Origin of the sequence: Pseudomonas sp. TWR1-1-4 (genome assembly GCF_049897165.1) — a bacterium.
GTDB classification, from domain to species: Bacteria; Pseudomonadota; Gammaproteobacteria; order Pseudomonadales; family Pseudomonadaceae; genus Aquipseudomonas; species Aquipseudomonas canadensis.
Map to the genome: position 1 here is coordinate 470,097 of NZ_JAFCVS010000007.1, position 21,988 is coordinate 492,084.

Here is a 21,988-nt window from a genome sequence, read left to right on the forward strand (position 1 = left end):
CTACTGGTCGGGCATCAGAGTGGCGCTACCCGCTTGCAGCAACCGGGCGAAATCCTTCGACGGCACGGCCTTGCTGAACAGATAGCCCTGGCCCTCTTCGCACAGCTGGGTTTGCAGGAATTTCAGTTGTTCGACGGTTTCCACGCCTTCGGCGATGATATTCAGGTCCAGGCTCTTGCCCATGCCGATGATAGCGCTGATCAGTTGTTCGTCCTGGCTATTGACCTTCAGGCCGTGAACGAATGACTGGTCGATTTTCAGCACATCGATGGGAAAACGGCGCAGATAACTCAGGCTGGAGTAACCCGTACCGAAATCATCCAGGGCCAGCCGCACGCCCATCGCCTTGATTCTGTTAAGGATATCGACAGTCTCGTCGACATTCTGCATCAGCACGCTTTCGGTGATCTCCAGTTCCAACTGTGTCGGCGGCAGACCGGTTTGCTTGAGGAGGGTGGCAAGATTGTCGACAAAATCCCGCTGGCGAAAGTCGATGGCCGAGATGTTCACCGATATGCACAGCGGCGCCAGCCCCATGGCGCGCCAGGCTTGCGCCTGTTCACAGGCCTGGCGCAGTACCCATTGGGTCAGGCGCACAATCAAGCCACTGTCTTCGGCGACCGGGATGAAGTCGGCCGGGCTGACCCAGCCCGAGCGCGGCTGGAACCAGCGAATCAGGGCTTCCGCACCGACGATTCGCCCGGATTTCAAGTCCAGCTTCGGCTGGTAGTGCAGTACAAACTCCTCGCGCTCGAGGGCCTGGCGTATCGCGCTTTCCAGGTTTTGTCGATGCTGGGCGCGGTGGTTCATGTCATCGGTGTAAAAACTGAAACGGTCGGAACCCCGCTCTTTACTGGTGTGCATGGCGGTTTCGGCGTGTTTGATCAACTCCACCGCCGTGCCACTGTCATTGGGGTAAATACTGATGCCCAGGCTGGCGGTGATGCTCAGGTCATGCCCTGCGACATGGCGGGTAGCGCTGACGGCATTCAGTATTTTTTGAGCAACGTGCTGGGATTGTTGGGGATGCTGCACATCCTGCAGCAGGATCACGAATTCGTCGGAACCGTAGCGAAATACCGAGTCCGATTCACGCACTGCCTCCACCAGGCTTTGGCTGACCTGCTGGAGCACCTCGTCGCCCACCGGATAGCCCAAGGCATTGTTGATACGCTTGAAACGGTCCAGCCCGATGAATACCACCGCCAACTGGGTGTCATGCCGTCGGCCCAGGGCAATTGCCTGGGTCAGCCGGTCGCCGAGCAGCGTGCTGTTGGGCAGTTCTGTCAACGCGTCATACTGGAGCAGGTGCGAGACCTTGAGCAGCTCCTGCACGCGCTCTTCGATGGTTCGTTCCAGACCAATCACTTTGAGCGCGATGTCCTGGGCGAGCTGCCATTTCCAGGTCAGGGCGCTGGCCATCTGGCGAATTTCCAGGTGATCGAAGGGCTTTTTCAGGATCAGCAGTTGGTCGTTGTATTTGAGCCGCGCTTCGATGGCCTCGAAGGAGTAATCGGAGTAAGCCGTGCACAGCGCGATCTGCAGGCGGGGATCGACCTCCCACAACTGTTCGATGGTTTGCAGGCCGTCCCAGCCAGGTGGCATGCGCATGTCGATGAAGGCCAGGGCATACGGTGCCTGGTCGGCCAGCGCCTTGTTCACTAGGGCCAAGGCTTCCTGGCCCTGGTAGGCGGAGTCCAGCTCGTAGGCCTGGCGCGCTTTGGCGGTGGTGCCGAACAGGGTTTCTTCCAGGCTCTCCAGCGACGGTTCGCCATTGGGATCGGCGCAGAGGATCTTGCGAAAGTCCTGGTGGATCGAGGCCGTGTCATCGACGATCAGAATGCGCCGGTTGGCCCGTGCCGAGTCCGCACTCATGGGGCGCTCCGTACCGATAAAAGGTCCGACGGCATAACGACTCCTTCCCTGATTCCACTGCTGAGGCAGATACAGCCTAATGTGACAGCATAGTCGAGCGGCCTTGATATCGGGGGCCAGTTGGCGTCAAATCGACCCCGCGCGTTGAGCAAGGGAAGACAGCTTGGCACAGAGGTTGAATTTAGCTCGATTTGGTTTAATTTGAAGGCGCAGCAGGCATGGATGAACATACCGCGACAAGACCCACCGTTTTGCTGGTCGACGATGAAGAGTCGATCCTCAACAGCCTGCGCCGCTTGCTGCGCGGCCAGCCCTTTGATGTGGTGCTGGCCGGTAGTGGCGCCCAGGCGCTGGAAATCATGGCGGCGCAGCCCGTCGACCTGATCATGAGCGATGCGCGCATGCCGGGTATGGACGGGGCGCAGTTACTGGCCGAAGTCCATCGCCTGTACCCCACCACCAGCCGCATCCTGCTGACCGGTTATGCCGACTTGCCGACGATCATCAAGGCGATCAACGAAGGGCAGATCCACCGCTACATCGGCAAGCCCTGGAATGACGACGAACTCAAGTTGATCCTGCAGCAGGCCCTTGAGCACCAACGGCTTGAACGCCTGACCCGGGTGCAGAACGATCAGCTCAAGGTATTGAATGCCACCCTGGAAAAACGCGTGGTGGCGCGCACCTCCGAGTTGCAGCAAACCGCCGACATGCTCGACCTGGCCTACGAAGAACTCAAACGCAGCTACGTGACAGGCACTGAAGTCTTCTCGTTGCTGGCCAACCTGCGCCTGCCCAAGAACAAGCAGACCAACCGCCAATTGATCGAGTTGGTCCGCGTCTATTGCGCTGCCCAGTCCATGGATGAAGCCGCTACGCGCGACCTGACCATGGCGGCCGCGCTCTACAACATCGGCAAGCTCAGTTGGAGCGACAGCCTGTTGGTTGCCGCCGCCGATAAGTTGCACAGCAGTGACCGTGAACAATACCGAGGCTATCCGAGCCAGAGCGAATCCCTGCTGATGACCCTGGAACCGATGAAGGACGCGGCGCGGATCATCCGTCATCACCAGGAACGCTGGGATGGCAGCGGTTTTCCCGATCACCTCAAGGGCGATGCGATACCCTTCGGTTCGCGACTGCTGAAGTTGGCGGTGGACTTTATCGAACTGCAAAAAGGCCTGATCCTTGAGCGGCAGATGAACAGCGACGAGGCTTTGCTGTACATCCGAAAGTACGCCGGGCGCCTCTATGATCCAGAGCTGGTCGAAGACTTTGTCCAGGCCTGCGCCGCGTTTCTCAGTGATGTGACGCTGGGTGATCCCTCGGTCAAGGCCCTGACCACCCGTGAACTGGAAGCCGGCATGGTCCTGGCGCGCAATCTCAACGCCGATAACGGCATGCTGCTGCTCAACGCCGGCAAAGTGCTGAACCTGCCGTTGGTGGACAAGCTGATTGCGTTCGAGTCGATGGAGGGCGCGAAATACACCATATTCATCAAACTACCCGAAGAGACAGCGAACCTTTCATGAGCATTTCCACTATTCGCATCGCCGCCGCCCTCCTGATCGGCAGCGACGGCCAGACCCTGCTGGTGCGCAAGCGCGGCACCCAGGCCTTCATGCAACCCGGCGGCAAGATCGATGCCGGCGAGCAGCCTGCCGAGGCCTTGGCCCGTGAGCTGCACGAAGAACTGAACCTGCGTATCGAGCCAAGCGCCGCCGTCTATCTCGGCAAGTTTTCCGCGCCTGCGGTCAACGAGCCGGGTTTCACCGTGGAAGCCGAGCTGTTCCAGGTGCAGATCGATGTAGCGGTCACGCCTGCCGCCGAGATTGAAGAAGTGCGCTGGATCGACCCTGCCGGTGACGGCGGCCTGCAACTGGCCCCGCTGACACGCGATCTGATCCTGCCGTTTTACCGCGCCTCGCTGACGGCATGATCATCCGCACGCTGGCGGCCAGCGACGCCGAAGCGTATCGGGCGTTGATGCTGGAGGCCTATGGCGCCTATCCCCAGGCCTTTACCTCCAGCGTGGCGGAGCGTGCGGCGATGCCACTGGGTTGGTGGGAAAAACGCTTGAGCAGCCCGTTGGATTGCCTGCTCGGTGCATTTGACGGGGATGAGTTGGCCGGCATTGTCGGCCTTGCCTTCGAGCCGCGAGAAAAAGCGCGGCACAAGGTGACCCTGTTCGGCATGTACGTGAATGCGGACCACCAACAAAAAGGCTTGGGCCGTCAGTTGGTGGAAGCGGCACTCGACGAAGCGCGCACACAGCCGCGCCTCAAAGTGATCCAACTGACGGTCACCGCCGGCAATGAAGCCGCGTTTGCCCTGTACCAGCGCTGCGGCTTCATCCAGTACGGCCTGGAGCCGCTGGCGGTGCGAGTCGGTGTGGATTACTTCGATAAGATCCACATGTGGCGCGAGGTTGCGGTTTAGCGCACCGCGCTGACCCCATCCAAGGTGGAAAACGACGTGTCCTTGGCCGTCAGCAGGAAGTCACGCATGTAGGGCGCATCCAGCATGTCCGCACGGATTCCCGCATATAGCGTGGCAAACAAACCTTTCTCACCCAGGCGCTTGGCCTTCACGTAGCCACGCGAGCTGTACTCATGCAGCGCCCAATGGGGCATGCCGCACACGCCACGGCCGCTGGCCACCAGTTGCATCATCATCACCGAAAGCTCGGACGTGCGCACCTGAGCCGGTTCCACATCGGCGGGTTCGAGAAAGCGGGTGAAAATGTCCAGGCGGTCTCGTTCCACCGGGTAGGTGATCAGGGTTTCGGTCAGCAAGTCTTCCGGCACGATGTACGCCTTGTTCGCCAGCGCATGCTGGTTGGCGACCGCGAGCATGGCTTCGTAGGTGAACAGCGGTACATAGGTGATGCCTGGCAGTTCCAGCGGGTCGGAGGTCACCACCAGGTCCAGGTCGCCACGGGCTAGCGCTGGCAGCGGGGCGAAGGCGAAACCGGAGGCCAGGTCCAGTTCGACTTCCGGCCAGGCATCGCGGAACTGGTCGATGGTCGGCATCAGCCACTGGAAGCAGCTATGGCATTCGATCGCCATGTGCAAACGCCCGGCAGTGCCGCCGGCCAACCTTGCAATGTCGCGCTCGGCGCCGCGCAGCAGCGGCAGGGTGGCGTCGGCCAGTTGCAACAGGCGCAGGCCGGCACTGGTGAAGCGCAGCGGCTTGGTCTTGCGCACGAACAACGGCATGCCCAAGCGCTCTTCCAGTTCTTTGAACTGGTGCGACAGGGCCGACTGCGTCAAATGCAGGCGCTCGGCGGCTTCGACCAGGCTGTCGGCTTCGCGCAGGGCGTGCAGGGTCTTGAGGTGACGGATCTCGAGCACGGGCTCTCCATGAATACAATTTGTGACGAATTCGAATGGCGTGAGTTTGTCTCATGTTGGCATGCCTGTCGATAAGGAGGTCGACAATGACCGCTGAGCACTCTTCATCAAACTGTCATGCAACTGTGGCAGCGCGCTTGAACAAACTTCATCAGACTCGCGCTCTACTGGGGTTCTGCGTTTCGGTGTTTTTCATGCGCGTGTTGTTTTTACTGGCCGCTCTGTTGTTCGGCCTGCCGTCCTTTGCGGCTTCTCGATGTGACGTCAATGTCCCGACCCAAACGGTCGACTTGGCTCAGGTAAGCATTGCCTACCAGAGCATCGGCCGTGCGTCTGATCCTGTGTTGCTGCTGGTGATGGGCCTGGGCGGGCAATTGATCCACTGGCCGGATGAAGTGGTGGTCGCCCTGTGCCAACAGGGTTTCCGGGTGATCCGTTACGACAACCGTGACGTCGGCCTGTCCACCTGGCGCCAGGCGCCTGCCAACGCCAACCTGACCTTTGAAGTGCTGCGCTACAAGCTCGGCCTGCCGGTGGCGGCGCCCTACACGCTGACCGACATGGCCGACGACGCCATCGGCTTGATGGACGCGTTGCAGATCCAGCAATTTCACGTGCTGGGCGCGAGCATGGGCGGCATGATCGCCCAGCACCTGGCGGCGATGGCGCCGCAGCGGGTCGAGAGCCTTACGCTGATCATGACCAGCTCCGGTGCCGAAGGCTTGCCGGCGCCGAATGCGGCGTTGGTACAACTGCTGTCGCGGCGCAGCGCACCGAACCGTGAAGTGGCCCTGGAGCAGCAAGCCGATTTGCTGGCGGCCCTGGGCAGCCCGAATGTGACGGATGATCGCCAGGCGCTGTTGCACCAGGCGGCGCTGTCCTACGACCGCGCCTTCAACCCGGACGGCGTGAAGCGCCAGATCATGGCGATCCTCGCCGAGCCCAGCCGCGTGCCCTTGCTCAACCAACTGCGCGTGCCAACTCTGGTGGTGCACGGCACCGCCGACCCGCTGTTGCCGGTGATGCATGGCGTACACCTGGCGGCGCATATCCAGGGCAGCCAGTTGAAACTGATCCCCGGCATGGCCCATCGTTTCCAGGAAGCGTTCAAGGCGCCGCTGTTGACGGCGGTGCTGCCGTACCTGCAAGCCCATCGTGAAGACACGGCGCACTGGGCGCAGATTGACCCGGGCGAGCCTTCGAAGGTGTTGTGACATTGGTGTATCGTGCAACCTTTGTGGCCCATTTGCGCCTGCGAGGTTGCCTGTCATGAGTACTCCCCTGAAAATCGATTTCGTCAGCGACGTGTCCTGCCCCTGGTGCATCATCGGTCTGCGCGGCCTGACCGAAGCCCTCGACCAGCTTGGCGCCGAGGTGCAGGCCGAGATCCATTTTCAACCGTTCGAACTGAACCCGAACATGCCTGCCATCGGTCAGAACATCGTCGAGCACATCACCGAGAAATACGGCTCCACCGCTGAAGAATCCCAGGCCAACCGTGCGCGCATCCGCGACATGGGCGCCGAGCTGGGCTTTGCCTTTCGTACCGATGGCCAGAGCCGCATCTACAACACCTTCGACGCACATCGCCTGCTGCATTGGGCCGGTCTGGAAGGCTTGCAGTACAACCTCAAGGAAGCGCTGTTCAAGGCTTACTTCACCGATGGGCAGGACCCGTCCGACCATGCCACCCTGGCGATCATCGCCGAAAGCGTCGGCCTGGATATCCAGCGTGCGGCGGAGATTCTCGCCTCCGATGAATACGCCGCTGAAGTGCGCGAGCAAGAACAACTGTGGATCTCCCGTGGCGTGACCTCGGTGCCGACCATCGTGTTCAACGATCAGTACGCCGTCAGCGGCGGTCAGCCGGCGGAAGCCTTTGTAGGGGCGATCCGCCAGATCATCAACGAAGCGAAAAACTAAAGCCGATCACGGTTCAAAATGTGGGAGCGAGCAAGCCCGCTCCCACATTGGTCAGTCACCGTCTTCAAGAGTTGTGCTGGCCCGTCCCTTGCATTGACCCCCTAAAGCCTTAGGGGACACTGCCTTGAACATTCTTGACCTCGACCACAGCCTCACCGGCCAGGCACCGATTGCCCGGCGTCTGGCCAGCGGCCGTGCCACGCGTATCGACCTGCTGGACCTGGGCCCCAAGCTGCGCCTGTGGTCCACCGAAAAAACCTGGAAACGCTTCGCCGAACGCCTGGCCCAACGGCCCCGGCCCACCGATGCGCGGCCGGAAATCCTGTTTGTCGGCTCCGGCGACTATCATCACCTCACCCCGGCCTTTCTCGCCGATCTGAAAGAGCCCATCAGCCTGATCCACTTCGACAACCACCCCGACTGGGTACGCTTTGCGCCCAAGCGCCACTGTGGTTCGTGGGTCAACCGCGCGCTGAAGATGCCGGCGATCAAGCGCATCGTCACCCTCGGCCCGTGCAGCGACGACCTGCACAACCCGCAACTGCGCGGCGGTAACCTCGGCGCTCTCAAGCGCGGGCACTTGCAGTTGTTTCCCTGGCAGCATCCGCCGTCGAAAGTCTGGGGCCGGGTAGGGGATGGCGCCGGTCACCAGCAGCAGGAAAACCACCTGTATTGGCGCAACCTGGCCGAGCTGGACTGGGCGGCCTTCCTGGAGCAGATGATCACCAGCCTGCCCACCGAAGCGATCTGGATCACCATCGACAAAGACGTGCTCGCCAGCGAAGACGCGGCCACCAACTGGGACCAGGGCGGCATGCGCCTAACCCATCTGCTGCAAGCCTTGCGAGCCTTGGCAGCGCGTAAACGCATCATCGGCATCGACGTGTGCGGCGAGTTCGCCACGCCAGCCTTCAGCAACGCGTTCAAGCGTTGGGAGGCTAAATCCGACCAGCCGCCGCCCGAGCGCTGGAGCGCCGAAGATCTGCAGCGCAACGCCGCCACCAATGAAGCCCTGATCGACCTGTTTGAGGAGCTGTTCCCGTGACGTTGACCGTGGTGTTGCTGGTGGCGTTTTCCATCGTGCTCGATGTGATCGGCCAGTTGTGTTTCAAGATCGGCCTCGACCGTTTGCCTGAACTGGACGGCGGTTTTCGCCTGAATGCGTTCTGGGGCCAGGTGTTCAATGCGCCGTTGTTGTGGGCCGGGATCGGCGCCTATGCCGTCGAGTTCTTCGTGTGGCTCGAAGCCTTGTCCCGTGCGCCGTTGAGCCTACTGTTTCCGGCTGCCGCGCTGGCCTATTGCGGCGTGGTGCTGGCGGGCAAGGTGGTGCTGGGCGAAACCGTCAGCCGCCGCCGTTGGTTGGGCACGCTGGTGATTACTTTAGGCGTGATGTTGGTAGCGATTGCGGGGAGTCAGGCATGAGTACGCAGATTATGAATAACGGATGGTTGCACGGGCGCCTCGGCACGGTGGTGCTGTGGGCCTTGTTGATCTGTACCGAAAGCGCCGGCCAACTGTTTACCAAAGTGGCCGGGGATCAACTGGGGCAGATGGATTTGAGCTGGCAGTGGCTGGCGGACGTGGCGCGTAACCCTGGGATTCTGGCGGCTATCGCCAGCTACATCGGCGCGTTTTTCGTGTGGATGCTGATCCTGCGGCGCAGTAGCCTGTCCCTGGCGTTTCCGCTGAGTTCACTGGTGTTTGTGGTGGTGTTGCTGGGGTCGTGGCTGGGGCTGGGGGAACATATCAGCCCGCTGCACTGGGTGGGGGTGGCGGTGATTATCGCCGGCATCGCCCTGCTGGCCGAAGGCGAAGAAAACTGATCACTGTGGTCTGGTTTGATTTTTGTGGTGAGCGAGCTTGCCTTGCACAGGGCAAGCCTGCTCACCACAGGGGTTAGTGGCGAGTCAGGGTTTTCTGTGCGCCACCAGAAAGCCCAACCCGTGTGACACTGGAAGCTGCTTCACCCCCGCCTCACGCTGTTGCTCGGCAATTTCCCGATGGAACGCCTTTACCTTGGTCCAGTGCATCTTGGGCCGGTAGTGGTGCTCGGCGTGGTAGCCGTTGTTCATCCAGATCAGGTTGTACAGCACGCTGTAGGAGCTCACCCCCCAGGCAATCGGCAGGTCCGGGTTGCCGCCGAAGTGTTCGTAGTAGCCGTTGAGCGATGACAGGCACTGGCCCAGGTACCAGAACGGCAACAGCCACAGCACCGCCTGCCAGTTGTAGAAGGCCAGGGCGATATAGAACGCCACCGTCACGCCGATCTCGACCTTGACCCAGCGCGCATCCGCCGGGCGCTTGCGCTTCATCTCGTCGTAGAACGGCTTGGGATCGTCGCGGAAAAAACTCAGGAAAGTATAAGCCCACGGGTTTTCCGGCTGGCCATTGTGGCCGCGCTGGTAGATCGACAGCGGGTCGATGGTTTTACCGTCCGGGCCCGGCAGGTCGGCGTTGCCACGGTGATGGCGGTTATGGATGTCGCGGTAGAGCGTCTGGGAAAAGCCGATGGTCACTGACAGCAGCAAATCGAACGCCCGGTTCATCGCACGATGGTTGAAGTAGGCGTTGTGGATCTGGTTGTGGGAGATGCTGTTGATGCTCCACGACAGGCTGATCGCATAGACCAGCGCCAGGGGCACGAGCGCCCACCAGCTCAGGCTGTGGAACGCGGTGACCAGCCAGATGACAAAGGCGAAATGCGCCAGGCCCAGGGCAATGGGGATCAGGTCCCACAGCGAATGATGCAACAGGCGGTAAGCGGGGCGAGCCATGAAGAGTGTCCTGGAAAAATGGATTCCAGAGCCTCATTGCAAACCCCAGACCAACCTAATCGAACTTGTAGCTGATGGCTGTTTGCACCTGGCCCTGGTTCACTTCGCCGGTCTGCCGGACGATGCTGCTGTCGGCCGCCGAGCCCACCAGGTGAACCCAACTGGCGCTGGTCAGCAATGACCATTTAGCCGCCAGGGGAAACTCGAAACTCTGGGTCAGCGTCAGGTTCTGGAAGCCGCCGCTGGCGTTGTAGGGGCGAAAGCCCGTGGCAGCGGCCTCGTTGTCGTCTACGCCGAAAAACGTGTTGGTCTGGCGCGCATCTGCGAAATGCGCGACCAGGCCGCTGCTGCCGATGATCCCGCCGCCCAGGGGATAGCCCAGTTCGCCGCCGACTTTGCCCAGGATACCGCTCTGTGAATGCCCACCGCCCACGGCTTGACCCAGTTGCGCGTAAACCCGCCAGAAATCAGCCGGGGCGTATTGGATGAAACCACCGACTTCCGCCATGTCCGACACATTGCGCAGGCCCTGGAGATCGCCATTGGACGTGCGCCCCGACAGGTAATTGATATAGGGGCCGGCGGTCAGGCCTTGGGTGCTGAGCGCGCTCCAGGTCAAGCCGTCATCGGTGCTCAGGCTGACATCGCCCCAGTCCAGGTCGAAATAGGGAACGGGCCGCGTTTCGTAGCGGCTGCCGGTAGGGTCATGAGGTTGGTAGCTGACGCCCGCGCCTACTTCACCGGTGATGCCCTCGGCCACGGCAGCGTTTGAATAGCTCCACAGGCCAAGCAAACCGGCGAATGCAGCGCATGTGATCCTCAACATGGTCACAGTTCCTTGATTGAATATGCGCGCATGAACGCGCAAAGCATCCTTTCCACGCAAGCACTCATCTTGTTTGTAGCAAGCTACAAAAATTGTAGCTCCTGCGACACAAATCGCCGGCCATGCCAGGCAAAGGCCCAGCCCCGCTGGGCGGTGGCCAGTTGGCACACTCCCTGCTCTACACCTTGTTGCAAGCGCACACAGCGCGCTCCTCCAAGGTAAACAACGATGATCCAGTGGCATATCGTGTGTGACTTCGACGGGACCATTACCCCCACCGATGTCATCGACAACGTCCTCCAACGCTTCGCCGGCCCCGAGTGGGAAACCATCGAACAGGAATGGCTGGATGGGCATATCGGTTCACGCGAATGCTTGAGCCGTCAACTGGCGCTGATCAAGGCGACTCCCTCCGAATTGCTGGCGTATTTCGACAGCGTCGAGATCGACCCGGACTTCCCGGACTTCGTCGATCACGTAATCGGCCTGGGCGCTTCCATCGAAGTGGTCAGCGACGGCATCGAGCAGGGCATCGCGCGGATCCTTTCACGCAACTACGTGACCTTGCTGCCGATCCTCGCCAACCGCCTGCGCCAGGTCGACCAGAACAGCTGGCGCATCGATTTTCCGTACTCCAGTGATGCCTGCCGTGCCGCCTCCGGCAACTGCAAGTGCAAGTCCACGCCGCGCAACAAGCGCGTGCTGGTGATCGGCGACGGCAAGTCCGACATGTGCGTGGCTTCCACCGCTGACTTCGTGTTCGCCAAAGGCAGCCTCGCCAAGTACTGCGAAGCCAACAACATTCCTCACGCACGCTTCGACACCTTTGCCGAACTGCCTGCGCTGCTGGCCCGACTGCCGCAAGGCATCGCCGCCAACGCCACCTCCTTTGCTGCTGACAGCCTGTCTAACGAAAATCAGGAACTCTTCCACCATGTCTGATATCCGTATCGCTACCGCCGAAGACCAGATTCTTCTGGATAAAGAAGCCAAATACTGCTCCTACGGCGACACCGTCCACTACATCGAGCCGCCGCGCATTTTCAGCCGTTGCGAAGGCTCCTACGTGTGGGACACCGAAGACCAGGCCTACCTCGACCTGCAAATGTGGTACTCGGCTGTCAACTTCGGCTACGCCAACCCACGCCTGAACAATGCACTGAAACAGCAGATCGACACCCTGCCGCAAATCGCCAGCCAGTACCTGCACAAAGGCAAGATCGAGCTGTCCGAAATGATCGCGGTCGACGCCAAGAAGAAATTCGGCCTCGACGGTCGCGTGCACTTCAACGTCGGCGGTTCGCAGTCCATCGAAGACTCCCTGAAGGTCGTGCGCAACGCCACCAATGGCAAGAGCCTGATGTTCGCTTTCGAAGGCGGCTACCACGGGCGTACCCTCGGCGCTTCGTCGATCACCTCCAGTTACCGCTACCGTCGCCGCTACGGCCACTTCGGCGAGCGCGCGCAGTTCATCCCGTTCCCGTATCACTTCCGTGGCCCTAAAGGCATGACCAAGGAAGAGTACGGCAGCCACTGCGTGCAGCAATTCGCCCGCCTGTTCGAGACCGAGTACAACGGTGTGTGGGACCCGAAAGTCGGTTCCAGCGAATACGCCGCGTTCTACGTCGAGCCGATCCAGGGCACCGGCGGCTATGTGATCCCGCCGATGAACTTCTACCGTGAGTTGAAGCACGTACTGGATCAGCACGGCATCCTGATGGTCTCCGACGAAATCCAGATGGGTTTCTACCGCACCGGCAAACTGTGGTCGATCGAACACTTCGACGTGCAACCGGACGTGATCGTCTTTGGCAAGGCGCTGACCAACGGCCTCAACCCACTGGGCGGCATCTGGGCCCGTGAAGAGTTGATCAACCCGAAGATCTTCCCGCCAGGCTCGACTCACTCCACCTTCGCCTCCAACCCGTTGGGCACGGCGGTGGGCCTGGAAATGTTCAAGATGACCAACGAAGTCGACTACGGCGCGATGGTCATGGCCAAGGGCAAGTTCTTCCTCGAAGGCCTGCAAGACCTGCAGAAACGTTTCCCGATCATCGGCGACGTCGACGGCCTGGGGCTGGCCCTGCGCTGCGAAATCTGCGGCCCGGATGGTTTCACGCCGGACAAGGCGACCCTGGACTACATGGTTGAAGAAGGCATGAAGGGCGACATGGTGGTGGATGGCCAGAAACTCGGGCTGATCCTCGACGTGGGCGGCTACTACAAGAACGTGATCACCCTGGCACCGTCCCTGGAAATCAGCTACCCGGAAATCGAACTGGGCCTGAAGCTGCTTGAGCAACTGCTGGTGCGAGCGACCAACCGGTGAACACAGCAGAGATCGACCTCGGTGAAGGTACTGCCGGTTTCGTTCTCGGTGATGGTCCGGTCGGGATCCTGTTGATCCACGGCCTGACCGGCACCCCGACGGAATTGCGCCAGGTTGCCAAGGGCCTGGCCAAGGTGGGCAATTGCACGGTCTACGTGCCCACCCTGGCCGGGCACTGCGGTGACAACAGCGACCTGCAGGCCACTGGCTGGCGTGACTGGTACGAAGGCGTGCGCAAGACCTTCGTCGGTGTGAAACAGCGCCACGAACAGGTGTTCGTCGGTGGCTTGTCCATGGGCGCGGTGATGTCGATGTACCTGGCGTCGGAGCATCCGGACCAGGTCGCCGGGTTATTGATGTACTCCACCACGCTCAAGTACGACGGTTGGAGCATCAACAAAATGGCGTTCATCACGCCGCTGCTGATCCGCATTCCTTTTGGCGTGCGCCTGTTCCGGTTTACCGAAAAACCACCTTACGGCATCAAGAACGAACGCCTGCGCGCCATCGTTGAACGACAGATGAAAGAAGGTGAGAGCAGCGAAGCGGGCTTGTTGACGATGGAAGGCGTGACCGTACGCGAATTGCACTGGATGAACGCCGAGGTCAAAAAACGCATGCCGTCGATAAAGGTGCCGGCGCTGGTGTTGCACTCCATTGAGGACGACATCACCAGCCGTTGGAACGCTGACTATGTGGAACGCCACCTCGGTGGCCCGGTGACCAAGATCCTGCTGGACAACTGCTACCACATGATCACCGTCGATTTGCAATACCGCCGGGTGATCGAGTTGAGTGCAGCGTTCATCAACGAGCGAGCTCTATGTAGTGAGCGGGCTTGTCGAATCGCCGCATCGCCCGCGCTGGGTGGCGAAGCCGCCCTAAAAACTGCAATTGCGGTTTAACTGGAAAAACTCAGCTCCGGAAATGGGGCGGCTTCGCCCCCCAGCGCGGGCGGTGCGACGATTCGACAAGCCCGCTCACTACAGAAATAAGGGACCGATGTGATTACCGCCCAAGCGTTCCCGACCATCCGGGCCCTCCAGCGCAGTGCCTGGAACGACTGTTTCCCGGGAGCCCTGGAGGACTGGGACTATTACGTCGCCGTGGAAAACGCCGCCATCAATGATTTCCAGTGGCGTTACCTGGCGGTTTACGAAGATGGAACGCTGGTGGCTGTGGCCGCGGCGTTCATCACCCATTATCGCCTCGACACCACGGTGTCGGGCGCCGGCAAGCGCTTGACCGAGCGTGTGGAGCGACTGTGGCCGGGGCTTTTGCAACTGGGGCTGTATGCCCTCGGCTCGCCGGTGGCCGAACGCTGCGACGTCGGCTTTGCCAGCGGCGTGGCGGATGTGCGCCGCCCGCTGCTGCTCAAGCATCTGTTGGAAGCTGCGCGCCAGGATGCCGATGACTTTGGTATCGGCTTGGTGGCGGTCAAGGATGCGCCGAGCAAAGATCCGCATTGGCTCGAGAGTTGCCGCGCAGCGGGCTTCCAGAGCATGCCGAGCTTGCCCACGGGCGTGTTGCCGCTGCCCTACGGCTCGGTGGACGCCTACCTGGGCTCCCTGGGAAAATCCACGCGTAAGGACCTGCGCCGCAAACTGCGCGCGCCCGGGCCACGGGTGGAGTGGCGGCGCACTATCGACGACGTGCTGCCCGAGGTCATGCGCCTGTACGAAGCCACGCTCACGCGTGCCGAGCTGCAGTTCGAGCGGCTGCCCGCCGGCTACTTCACCGGAGTGCTGGAACGGCTTGATGAGCGGGCGGTCTGTGTTCTTTACTGGGTGGACGAGCAACTGGTGGCGTTCAACCTGATCCTGGTGGACGAACACCGGCTGGTGGACAAGTTTTTCGGGCATGACGTGGCGTTCACCCGCGACTACAACCTGTACTTCCGTAGCTGGCTGACCAATGTGGACTACTGTATTCAACACAATATTGCCGTCTATGAGTGCGGCCAGGCCGGGTATGCCAGTAAGCTGCGCCTGGGCTGCGAGTTTCAGGGCAACAGCGTGTTTTTCCGCCACCGCAACCGGCTGGTCAACGGCCTGCTCAAGCTCGTAAAACTGTTTATTCGACCGGATCGTTCCGACCCTGCCATGGCTGCTGCGATAAGCGAAACCTGATGATCACCAAGACCCGCCAGAAAGCCCGCCCCTTTGCCATTTCGCGCTGGAGCGTCCAGCGCAAGCTGGTGCTGGCGTTCTGGTTGGTCAGCGTGATTCCCACCATGATCGCCGCCGAACTGGCGGCAACCACGCTTTCGCAGATCTTCGACAGCAACGTGCGCATCTGGCTGCAGGAGTCGACCAAGATCGTCAAGGACGAGATTGGCGACATCCTTCACGACAACGCGCGCATGGCCAAGTTGTTCCTGCGCTACACCAGCCCGCCCTCCAACCGGCAGGCGGCCAAGCACGACCGGCTGACTGCCGACATTGCAGATGCCACGGACATCGACGTGGTCGCACTGATCCGCGTCAGCGACCACAAGCTGGTGTTCAGCACCGCCTCCGACGACATCGTCAAACAGATCAGCCTGACCAGCAACGCGGTGTTGCAGACCGTGCAGGTGGCCGGGGTGAGCACCGGGATCGTGGTGTCCACCTTCGAGACCACCCAGGACGGCGTCGATTACCTGCTGCTGGTGGCCACGTACCTGGACAGCAGTTTCCTCACCAGCGTGGCCGATGTGCATTCCCTCGACCTGCGCCTGTACCTGGCCAACCCCGATGGGTTCTCCGAAATATTCTCCACCCAGCGCTTCGAGGATCACCCCTCGCGCATCCCCAAGAACGTCGAAACTGCGATGCGCAGCACCAAGCAGCCCAGCGAGCAGTTCACTAATAACTACAGTGGGTTGTACTGGCCGATCTTCAACGACGCCGGCGACTTGCAGGGCGTGATTTTCAGCGGCCTGCTGCGCCACACCAGCCTGGTGGGGCTGGTGAACCAGAGCAATCTGTTCGTGCTGATCTTCCTGCTCAGCTCGGCATTGTCGCTGGCGGCGGGGGTGTTAGTGTCGCGGCGCCTGACCAAGCCGCTGCGAGACCTTTCCCAAGGCGTGAGCGCGGTGATCTCCGGCGATTACGCGCACCGCGTGGTGGTCAGTGGCGGCGACGAGTTGGCGCAGTTGAGCAGCACCTTCAACCATATGACCGAGCGCCTGGGCGAGTTGCATTACCTCGAAGCCCAGCTGCGCCGGCGTGATCGCCTGCATGCCCTAGGTGAAGTCGCCATGGGCCTGGCCCACGAGATCCGCAACCCGCTGGGCATCATCAAGACGGCCACACAGTTGCTGCACCGCCGCGCCGACCTGGCGGACACCGACAAGCGCCATCTGGAATATGTGGTCAGCGAGGTCAGTCGCATCAACGACCTGATCACCGAGTTCCTCGACTTCGCCAAGCCCAACCCGCCGCTGCGCGTGTTGCAGCCTGCGCGCCCGTTGGTGGAAGAAATCCTCGGTTTCTGCGCCCCGGAACTGGCCACCCATAACATCGACGCGCACATCGATGACCAGGCGCCGGGGGCGACGATCTACGCGGATGCCAAGCAGCTCAAGCAGGCGTGCCTCAACCTGATTCTCAACGCCATCGACGCGATGCCTGAAGGCGGGCGCCTGACCCTGGGTATTCGCACGGAAGGCGAGAACACGCTGATCAGCATCGCCGACACCGGCCAGGGTATTCCGGCGGACATGATCGAGCGCATCTTCACGCCATTCGTCACCACCAAGGCGTCGGGCACCGGCTTAGGCCTGGCCAAAGTCTATTCGATCATGGAAAGTCACGACGGCAGCATCGAATGTGCCAGTGAGAAAGATGCCGGCGCCACCTTCAGCCTGTACATTCCGGCGAGTGGCGAAGACGAAGAGGACAGTCATGACGCATAACATTCTGGTAGTCGACGACGAACCCAAGCTCTGCGACCTGCTGGCGTCGGCCCTGGGCCAGAACGATGTGCAGGTGTTTATCGCCGGCAACGGCCTGCACGCGCTCAAGGTGCTGGAGCAGGAAGACATCGACCTGGTGATCAGCGACTGGCGCATGCCTGGCATGGACGGGCCGGCGCTGCTGGCCGAGATCAAGGTGCGCTACCCCCATGTGCCGGTGATCGTGATGACCGCCTACAGCACGGTGAAAAACGCCGTGCAGTCGATGCGCAACGGCGCCTACGACTACATCGCCAAGCCGTTTGATATCGACGAGCTGGACATCACGGTGGCCAAGGCCCTGCAATTTCGCGACATCATGCGCGACAACGCGCGCATGCGTGCCGAGCTGGACGAACACGCCCAGTTCGACAGCCTGGTGGGCGACAGCCCGGCGTTTCGCAAAGTGCTGCAAGCGGTGGACTCGGTGCGCGACAGCAGCGCTACTATCCTGCTGACCGGCGAGAGCGGCACCGGCAAGGAAATGGTCGCCCGTGCCATCCACAAGCATGGCAGCCGCGCCGACAAACCCTTCGTGGCGGTCAATTGTGCGGCGATCCCGGAAGGGTTGCTGGAAAGCGAAATGTTCGGCCATCGCAAAGGCGCGTTTACCGGCGCCGTGGCGGACCGGGTAGGGCGCTTCCAGCAGGCGGACAAGGGCACGCTGTTTCTCGATGAAGTAGGTGATATGCCCCTGGCGTTGCAGGCCAAGATCCTGCGGGCGTTGCAGGAACGGGTGATCGAACCGGTGGGCGATCCCCGTGAACGCAAAGTGGACGTGCGGGTGATCGCCGCCACCAACAAGAACCTGCTGGATGCAGTCGCCAACAAGGAATTTCGCGAAGACCTGTACTACCGCCTCAACGTGTTCCCGATTCCCCTGCCGGCCTTGCGCGAACGGGTGGAAGACATCGCACCATTGGCCCGTCACTTCGCCCAGACACTCAGCGCCACGGCCGGCAAGCGTATCACTGGCTTCAGCCCTGAGGCGTTGCAGGCAATGGCGGCGTATCACTGGCCGGGCAACATCCGGGAACTGCAGAACTGCGTAGAACGCGCGACCATCGTGGCGGCGTCGCCGGTGATCGAGGACATCGACTTGCCGGGTTACTTGTTTGCGTCCAGGCCGAGTGAAGGCGATGTCACGGCGATCCTCAGCGACGGGCCGGGCATTCCCCAGGACCTCGATGCGGCGCTGGCGGAGGTGGAGAAGGCCTACATACTCGCGGCGTTGCAGGAGAGCAACGGCGTGCAGGCTGCGGCGGCAGCGAAGATCGGGATATCGGAGCGCAGCTTCTGGTATCGCCTGAAGAAGCTGGGCATCCAGGTCGACAAGATCGTCCGCTGATACCCTGAGGTTCAAATGTGGGAGCGTGTTGGGTCAGGCGTGAACGCGGACCCAGATGCTGACCAATATCGTCGCGGCCATCAACCACGCCACCGCTGCCACGGCCAGTGACGCTTCCAGCCGCATCCGATCCACCATCACATACAAGGTCGCCAGGTACACAAAGTACGGAATGATCGACCACATTCCGAACAGGATCGTGGTCTTCAAGTCGTCCACCGAACGGCCCTTACCGACGATGTAGTGGGCGATCAAGGCAAAGGTCGGAAACAGCGGCACCAGGCCTGCGATGTAGTAGTTCTTGGTCTTGGCCAGCGCGGCCAGAATCAACACCACGGCCGCGCCCAGGGCGGCCTTCAATACCAGATCCATCAGTGGCTCAACCCGTATTTTTTGACTTTGTCGAACAGCGTGGTCTTGGCCATCCCCAGTTCCTGGCTGGCCTGGGTCAGGTTGCCGCCGCTGCGTTGCAAGGCATCGTTGAGCAGGTTGCGCTCGAAGGCTTCTACCGCCTCGGTAAAGGCCAGGCCCTGGCTGCCGCTGCTGGAGCCGCTTTTCTTGAAGGCCGGAAGGCCCAAGGCGAAGCGTTCGGCGACATTGCGTAGTTCACGCACGTTGCCCGGCCAGTCGTGGCTCATGAGGCTCGACAGGGTTTGGTTGTCCAGCTCCGGCACACTGCGGTCAAAACGCAGCGACGACTGCTGCAGGAAGTGTTCGAACAGTTGCAGGATGTCTTCGCGGCGCTCGCGCAACGGTGGCAGTTCCAGCGTCACTACGTTGAGGCGATAGTACAGGTCGCTGCGGAACTGATTGGCACGGCTCAGTTCATCAAGGTCCGACTTGGTGGCGGCGATCACCCGGCAATCCACGGCCACGCTCTGGTTCGAACCCAGGCGCTCCAGAGTGCGCTCCTGCAGCACCCGCAACAGTTTGATCTGCAGGTTGATCGGCATGCTTTCCACTTCATCGAGGAACAACGTGCCTTCGTGGGCGTGTTCGATCTTGCCGATGCGACGCTTGCCGGCACCGGTAAAGGCGTTGGCTTCGTGGCCGAAAATCTCGCTTTCGAACAGGTTCTCCGGCAGGCCGCCGCAGTTCAGGGCGACGAATTGGTGGGCGTGGCGCCGGCTGAAATCATGCAGGCAGCGCGCAACCAGTTCTTTGCCGGTGCCGGTCTCGCCTTCGATCAGCACGTTGGCCGAGGTGTCGGCGACATTGGCGATCAGCTCGCGCAGGTTTTGCATGGCCGGCGAACGGCCGATGATGCGGCCTTCCAGCGAATCGCGCTCGGCCAATTGGCGGCGCAGTGACCAGACCTCCCGCGCCAGTCCGCGCTGTTCCAGGGCGCGACGCGCCACGTCGACCAGGCGTTCGGGGGAGAAGGGTTTTTCCATGAAGTCATAGGCGCCGTTGCGCATGGCGCCGACAGCCATGGAGATATCGCCATGCCCGGTGATCAGCACCACCGGCAGGCTTTTATCCAGGGCCTTGAGGCGGGTGAGCAACTCCAGGCCGTCAATGCCTGGCAAGCGGATGTCGCTGATCACGATGCCGGCGAAGTTCTCGCTGATGCGCTTCAACGCCTCTTCGGCGCTGCCCACGCCGACGCTGGGAATGTCTTCCAGGGCCAGCGCCTGCTGGCAGCCGAGCAGCACATGAGGATCGTCTTCGACGATCAGCACCGTGAGTTCGTCTTTAATGGCTTTAGCGTCTGTATTCATGTCGACTCAGCTTTTTGAGCGCCCGCCAACGGCAGGCACAAGACAAAGGCCGTTCCACCACTGGCCGGGTGCTCCACGGCAAGGTTGCCGCCGGTGGCCGCCGCGAGGCTGGCGGACAGCGTCAGGCCCAGGCCCAGGCCTTGCTCGCCGGGCTTGGTGGTGAAGAACGGTTCAAACAAATGCTTGCGCGCCTCGGCGTCTATACCGTGGCCATTATCGCGCACGTGCAGGCGATATTTGCCCTCGCTGCTGCTGCCTTCCAGCCAGAGCTCGGGCGCGGGCTGGGCCTGCATGGCGTCGAGGGCATTGCCGATCAGGTTGACCAGGATCTGCTCCAGGCGCGTCTGGTCGATTTGCAATTGGGCGTGGGAAAAGTCGCGGTGCAGGGTCAGTGGCAGGCTGTCCAGGCGTGCGCCGAGAACCTGGAACGCCGCGTCGACCGCTTTGGCCAGGCTGGCTTCGCCCTGGTCGTCGCCGCGCCGGGCGAAGGAACGCAGGCTGGCGGTGATGCGGCCCATGCGGTCGATCAGTTCGTTGATGGTCTTGAGGTTGGCGCTGGCGGTGTCCAGGGCGCCGCGCTCAAGGAAGCGCACGGTATTGCCGGACAAGGTGCGCAGCGCTGCCAGCGGCTGGTTCAATTCGTGGGCAATGCTGGTGGACATCTGGCCGATAGCGGCCAGTTTGCCGGCCTGAACCAGCTCATCCTGGGCGCGACGCAGCGTCTCTTCGGCCTGGCGTCGTTCGCGAATCTGGCCCTTGAGCCGTTCGTTGCTGGCGCGCAGGTCGGCGGTGCGTTCGGCAATTCGCCGTTCCAACTGGCTGTTGGCTTCCTGCAAGGCTTCACGGGCGGCGAGGCGGGTGGCGATGACCTTGCGCCGCTCATTCCAGGCGATCAGCAAAAATGCGACCAAGCCAAACGCAACGGCCACCAGAATGCCCTGGTTTATAGCGGCACGGCGCAGGTCGTTGAGCGGCGTGAGCAGGGTAAAATTCCACGGCGTGTCATTCAGCGGGCGGGTTTGCGCCAGGTAGCTGACTTCGTGCTCGTCGTTGACCACTTCACTGTTGGCCGGGAAGGTTAGTTTCTCGGTGCCTTCGTTGAGGCGCTCACGGGCCAGGGGTTCCAGCTCGTTCAACGTCGCCCAGTAATATTGCAGGCTGTGGGCCAGGCGTTCTTTGGTGTCATCGCTCAGCGGGCGCACGGCCTTGAGGCGGCGGGCCGGGTCGCTGGAAAGGATGATGATGCCGTTCTCGTCGCTCACAAAGGCTTCGAGGCGCGCGCGCTGCCAGCGCTCTTCGAGGGCTTCGAGGCGCACCTTGACCACGGCGACGCCGATGATCTTGCCGTGCTCTTCCAGGCCGTGCGCCAGGTAGTAGCCGGGTTCGCCATTGGTGCTGCCGATGCCGTAGAAACGGCCAGGCTGGCCACGTACGGCGTTCTGGAAATAGGCGCGGAAGGACAGGTCTTCACCCTGGTAACTGTCGGCATCGCGCCAGTTACTGGTGGCCAGCACGCGGCCAGTGGTGTCCATCACGTAGATGGCCCGACTGCGACTGCGTCGGTTCAGGCCCTCGAGGTAATCGTTGACGGTCTTGCGGGTTTCCTGGTTCGGATCGGCCAGCAGCGTGGAGACGCTGGACTCCAATTCCAGCAGGCTGGGCAGGTAGGTGTATTTGCTCAGTTCGCTTTCGACGGTGCGGGCATGCAACTCCAGCTGGCGTTCGCCGGTGTCGCTGAGGGTGCGGATGCCATAGTACTCACTGATCCAGAAGCCGATATAACCCAGGCCGATCATCAGGGCGATGATCAACGGCGGCAGGAACAGTTGGCGGATCAGACGTGGTTTCACGGCAAGTGATGGCGGTGCGGCGCGAAATTGGTTGGGGTCGCATTTCATCACA

Annotated in this window: 21 protein-coding genes; 14 read left to right on the plus strand and 7 right to left on the minus strand. The window is 61.5% G+C overall.

The annotated features are described in order from the left end of the window. The gene (locus ACP7C6_RS24190; protein WP_305383752.1) at window positions 1-1,875 is read right to left on the minus strand and encodes a putative bifunctional diguanylate cyclase/phosphodiesterase; all 1,875 of its coding nucleotides are present in this window, start codon (window positions 1,873-1,875) and stop codon (window positions 1-3) included. A gap of 218 nt (window positions 1,876-2,093) precedes the next feature. Between ACP7C6_RS24190 and ACP7C6_RS24195 the strand changes: the two genes are divergently transcribed. From ACP7C6_RS24195 to ACP7C6_RS24205, 3 genes are read left to right on the plus strand one after another with little or no spacing between them, the layout of a single operon-like run. Further along, window positions 2,094-3,407 (plus strand): HD domain-containing phosphohydrolase, encoded by a 1,314-nt coding sequence (locus tag ACP7C6_RS24195; RefSeq protein WP_028619035.1) that lies wholly within the window; start codon window positions 2,094-2,096, stop codon window positions 3,405-3,407. Beyond that, complete coding sequence (locus ACP7C6_RS24200; protein ID WP_028619036.1) at window positions 3,404-3,814, plus strand: NUDIX hydrolase; 411 nt, start codon at window positions 3,404-3,406, stop codon at window positions 3,812-3,814. The genes ACP7C6_RS24195 and ACP7C6_RS24200 overlap by 4 nt, the downstream gene beginning before the upstream one ends. Further along, on the plus strand, window positions 3,811-4,314 hold the full coding sequence (locus ACP7C6_RS24205) for a GNAT family N-acetyltransferase (protein WP_068936993.1): 504 nt from the start codon (window positions 3,811-3,813) through the stop codon (window positions 4,312-4,314). Before ACP7C6_RS24200 ends, ACP7C6_RS24205 begins: the two co-directional genes overlap by 4 nt. Here ACP7C6_RS24205 and metR read toward each other — a convergent pair. Continuing rightward, window positions 4,311-5,228: a transcriptional regulator MetR gene (gene metR / locus ACP7C6_RS24210; protein ID WP_068936992.1), complete on the minus strand. Its 918-nt coding sequence runs from the start codon at window positions 5,226-5,228 to the stop codon at window positions 4,311-4,313. The genes ACP7C6_RS24205 and metR overlap by 4 nt on opposite strands. A 194-nt stretch (window positions 5,229-5,422) precedes the next feature. On the opposite strand from metR, the gene ACP7C6_RS24215 reads away from it, so the two are divergent. The 5 genes from ACP7C6_RS24215 to ACP7C6_RS24235 all read left to right on the plus strand — a co-directional run bounded on the left by ACP7C6_RS24215 (window position 5,423) and on the right by ACP7C6_RS24235 (window position 8,974). Next, window positions 5,423-6,442 (plus strand): alpha/beta fold hydrolase, encoded by a 1,020-nt coding sequence (locus tag ACP7C6_RS24215; protein ID WP_323989219.1) that lies wholly within the window; start codon window positions 5,423-5,425, stop codon window positions 6,440-6,442. 55 nt (window positions 6,443-6,497) lie between these two features. Continuing rightward, window positions 6,498-7,151, plus strand: a complete 654-nt coding sequence (locus ACP7C6_RS24220; protein ID WP_028619040.1) for a DsbA family oxidoreductase — start codon at window positions 6,498-6,500, stop codon at window positions 7,149-7,151. A 124-nt stretch (window positions 7,152-7,275) separates the two neighbouring features. Next, complete coding sequence (locus tag ACP7C6_RS24225; protein WP_068936990.1) at window positions 7,276-8,196, plus strand: arginase; 921 nt, start codon at window positions 7,276-7,278, stop codon at window positions 8,194-8,196. Continuing rightward, entirely contained in the window at window positions 8,193-8,573 is a 381-nt protein-coding gene (locus tag ACP7C6_RS24230; RefSeq protein WP_016977488.1) for a transporter, read from the plus strand. The genes ACP7C6_RS24225 and ACP7C6_RS24230 overlap by 4 nt, the downstream gene beginning before the upstream one ends. Next, the gene (locus tag ACP7C6_RS24235; protein ID WP_068936989.1) at window positions 8,570-8,974 is read left to right on the plus strand and encodes an EamA family transporter; all 405 of its coding nucleotides are present in this window, start codon (window positions 8,570-8,572) and stop codon (window positions 8,972-8,974) included. The genes ACP7C6_RS24230 and ACP7C6_RS24235 overlap by 4 nt, the downstream gene beginning before the upstream one ends. Window positions 8,975-9,058: 84 nt before the next feature. Here the strand turns inward: ACP7C6_RS24235 and ACP7C6_RS24240 are convergent, their stop codons facing one another. Both ACP7C6_RS24240 and ACP7C6_RS24245 read right to left on the minus strand, forming a co-directional pair. Beyond that, window positions 9,059-9,925 carry a fatty acid desaturase family protein gene (locus tag ACP7C6_RS24240; RefSeq protein ID WP_305383759.1) on the minus strand — a complete coding sequence of 289 codons (867 nt, stop codon included), beginning with the start codon at window positions 9,923-9,925 and terminating at the stop codon, window positions 9,059-9,061. A gap of 55 nt (window positions 9,926-9,980) precedes the next feature. Beyond that, the gene (locus tag ACP7C6_RS24245) at window positions 9,981-10,751 is read right to left on the minus strand and encodes a MipA/OmpV family protein (RefSeq protein ID WP_028619044.1); all 771 of its coding nucleotides are present in this window, start codon (window positions 10,749-10,751) and stop codon (window positions 9,981-9,983) included. 228 nt (window positions 10,752-10,979) lie between these two features. On the opposite strand from ACP7C6_RS24245, the gene ACP7C6_RS24250 reads away from it, so the two are divergent. The 6 genes from ACP7C6_RS24250 to ACP7C6_RS24275 all read left to right on the plus strand — a co-directional run bounded on the left by ACP7C6_RS24250 (window position 10,980) and on the right by ACP7C6_RS24275 (window position 18,365). Continuing rightward, window positions 10,980-11,693 (plus strand): MtnX-like HAD-IB family phosphatase, encoded by a 714-nt coding sequence (locus ACP7C6_RS24250; protein ID WP_123474694.1) that lies wholly within the window; start codon window positions 10,980-10,982, stop codon window positions 11,691-11,693. Then, complete coding sequence (locus ACP7C6_RS24255) at window positions 11,686-13,080, plus strand: aspartate aminotransferase family protein (RefSeq protein ID WP_016977483.1); 1,395 nt, start codon at window positions 11,686-11,688, stop codon at window positions 13,078-13,080. Before ACP7C6_RS24250 ends, ACP7C6_RS24255 begins: the two co-directional genes overlap by 8 nt. Continuing rightward, entirely contained in the window at window positions 13,077-13,985 is a 909-nt protein-coding gene (locus ACP7C6_RS24260) for an alpha/beta hydrolase (RefSeq protein WP_426109327.1), read from the plus strand. Before ACP7C6_RS24255 ends, ACP7C6_RS24260 begins: the two co-directional genes overlap by 4 nt. A gap of 99 nt (window positions 13,986-14,084) precedes the next feature. Continuing rightward, window positions 14,085-15,209, plus strand: a complete 1,125-nt coding sequence (locus ACP7C6_RS24265) for a GNAT family N-acetyltransferase (protein WP_028619047.1) — start codon at window positions 14,085-14,087, stop codon at window positions 15,207-15,209. Beyond that, entirely contained in the window at window positions 15,209-16,978 is a 1,770-nt protein-coding gene (locus ACP7C6_RS24270; protein WP_426109328.1) for an ATP-binding protein, read from the plus strand. Before ACP7C6_RS24265 ends, ACP7C6_RS24270 begins: the two co-directional genes overlap by 1 nt. Continuing rightward, on the plus strand, window positions 16,968-18,365 hold the full coding sequence (locus tag ACP7C6_RS24275; RefSeq protein ID WP_068936986.1) for a sigma-54-dependent transcriptional regulator: 1,398 nt from the start codon (window positions 16,968-16,970) through the stop codon (window positions 18,363-18,365). Before ACP7C6_RS24270 ends, ACP7C6_RS24275 begins: the two co-directional genes overlap by 11 nt. A 33-nt stretch (window positions 18,366-18,398) precedes the next feature. On the opposite strand, the gene ACP7C6_RS24280 is transcribed toward ACP7C6_RS24275, so the two are convergent. From ACP7C6_RS24280 to ACP7C6_RS24290, 3 genes are read right to left on the minus strand one after another with little or no spacing between them, the layout of a single operon-like run. Then, the gene (locus tag ACP7C6_RS24280; protein WP_028619050.1) at window positions 18,399-18,737 is read right to left on the minus strand and encodes a GlpM family protein; all 339 of its coding nucleotides are present in this window, start codon (window positions 18,735-18,737) and stop codon (window positions 18,399-18,401) included. Further along, window positions 18,737-20,086, minus strand: a complete 1,350-nt coding sequence (locus ACP7C6_RS24285; protein WP_032864516.1) for a sigma-54-dependent transcriptional regulator — start codon at window positions 20,084-20,086, stop codon at window positions 18,737-18,739. The genes ACP7C6_RS24280 and ACP7C6_RS24285 overlap by 1 nt, the downstream gene beginning before the upstream one ends. Beyond that, window positions 20,083-21,984, minus strand: a complete 1,902-nt coding sequence (locus ACP7C6_RS24290) for a sensor histidine kinase (protein ID WP_028619052.1) — start codon at window positions 21,982-21,984, stop codon at window positions 20,083-20,085. Before ACP7C6_RS24290 ends, ACP7C6_RS24285 begins: the two co-directional genes overlap by 4 nt. Between the last annotated feature and the right edge of the window lie 4 nt (window positions 21,985-21,988).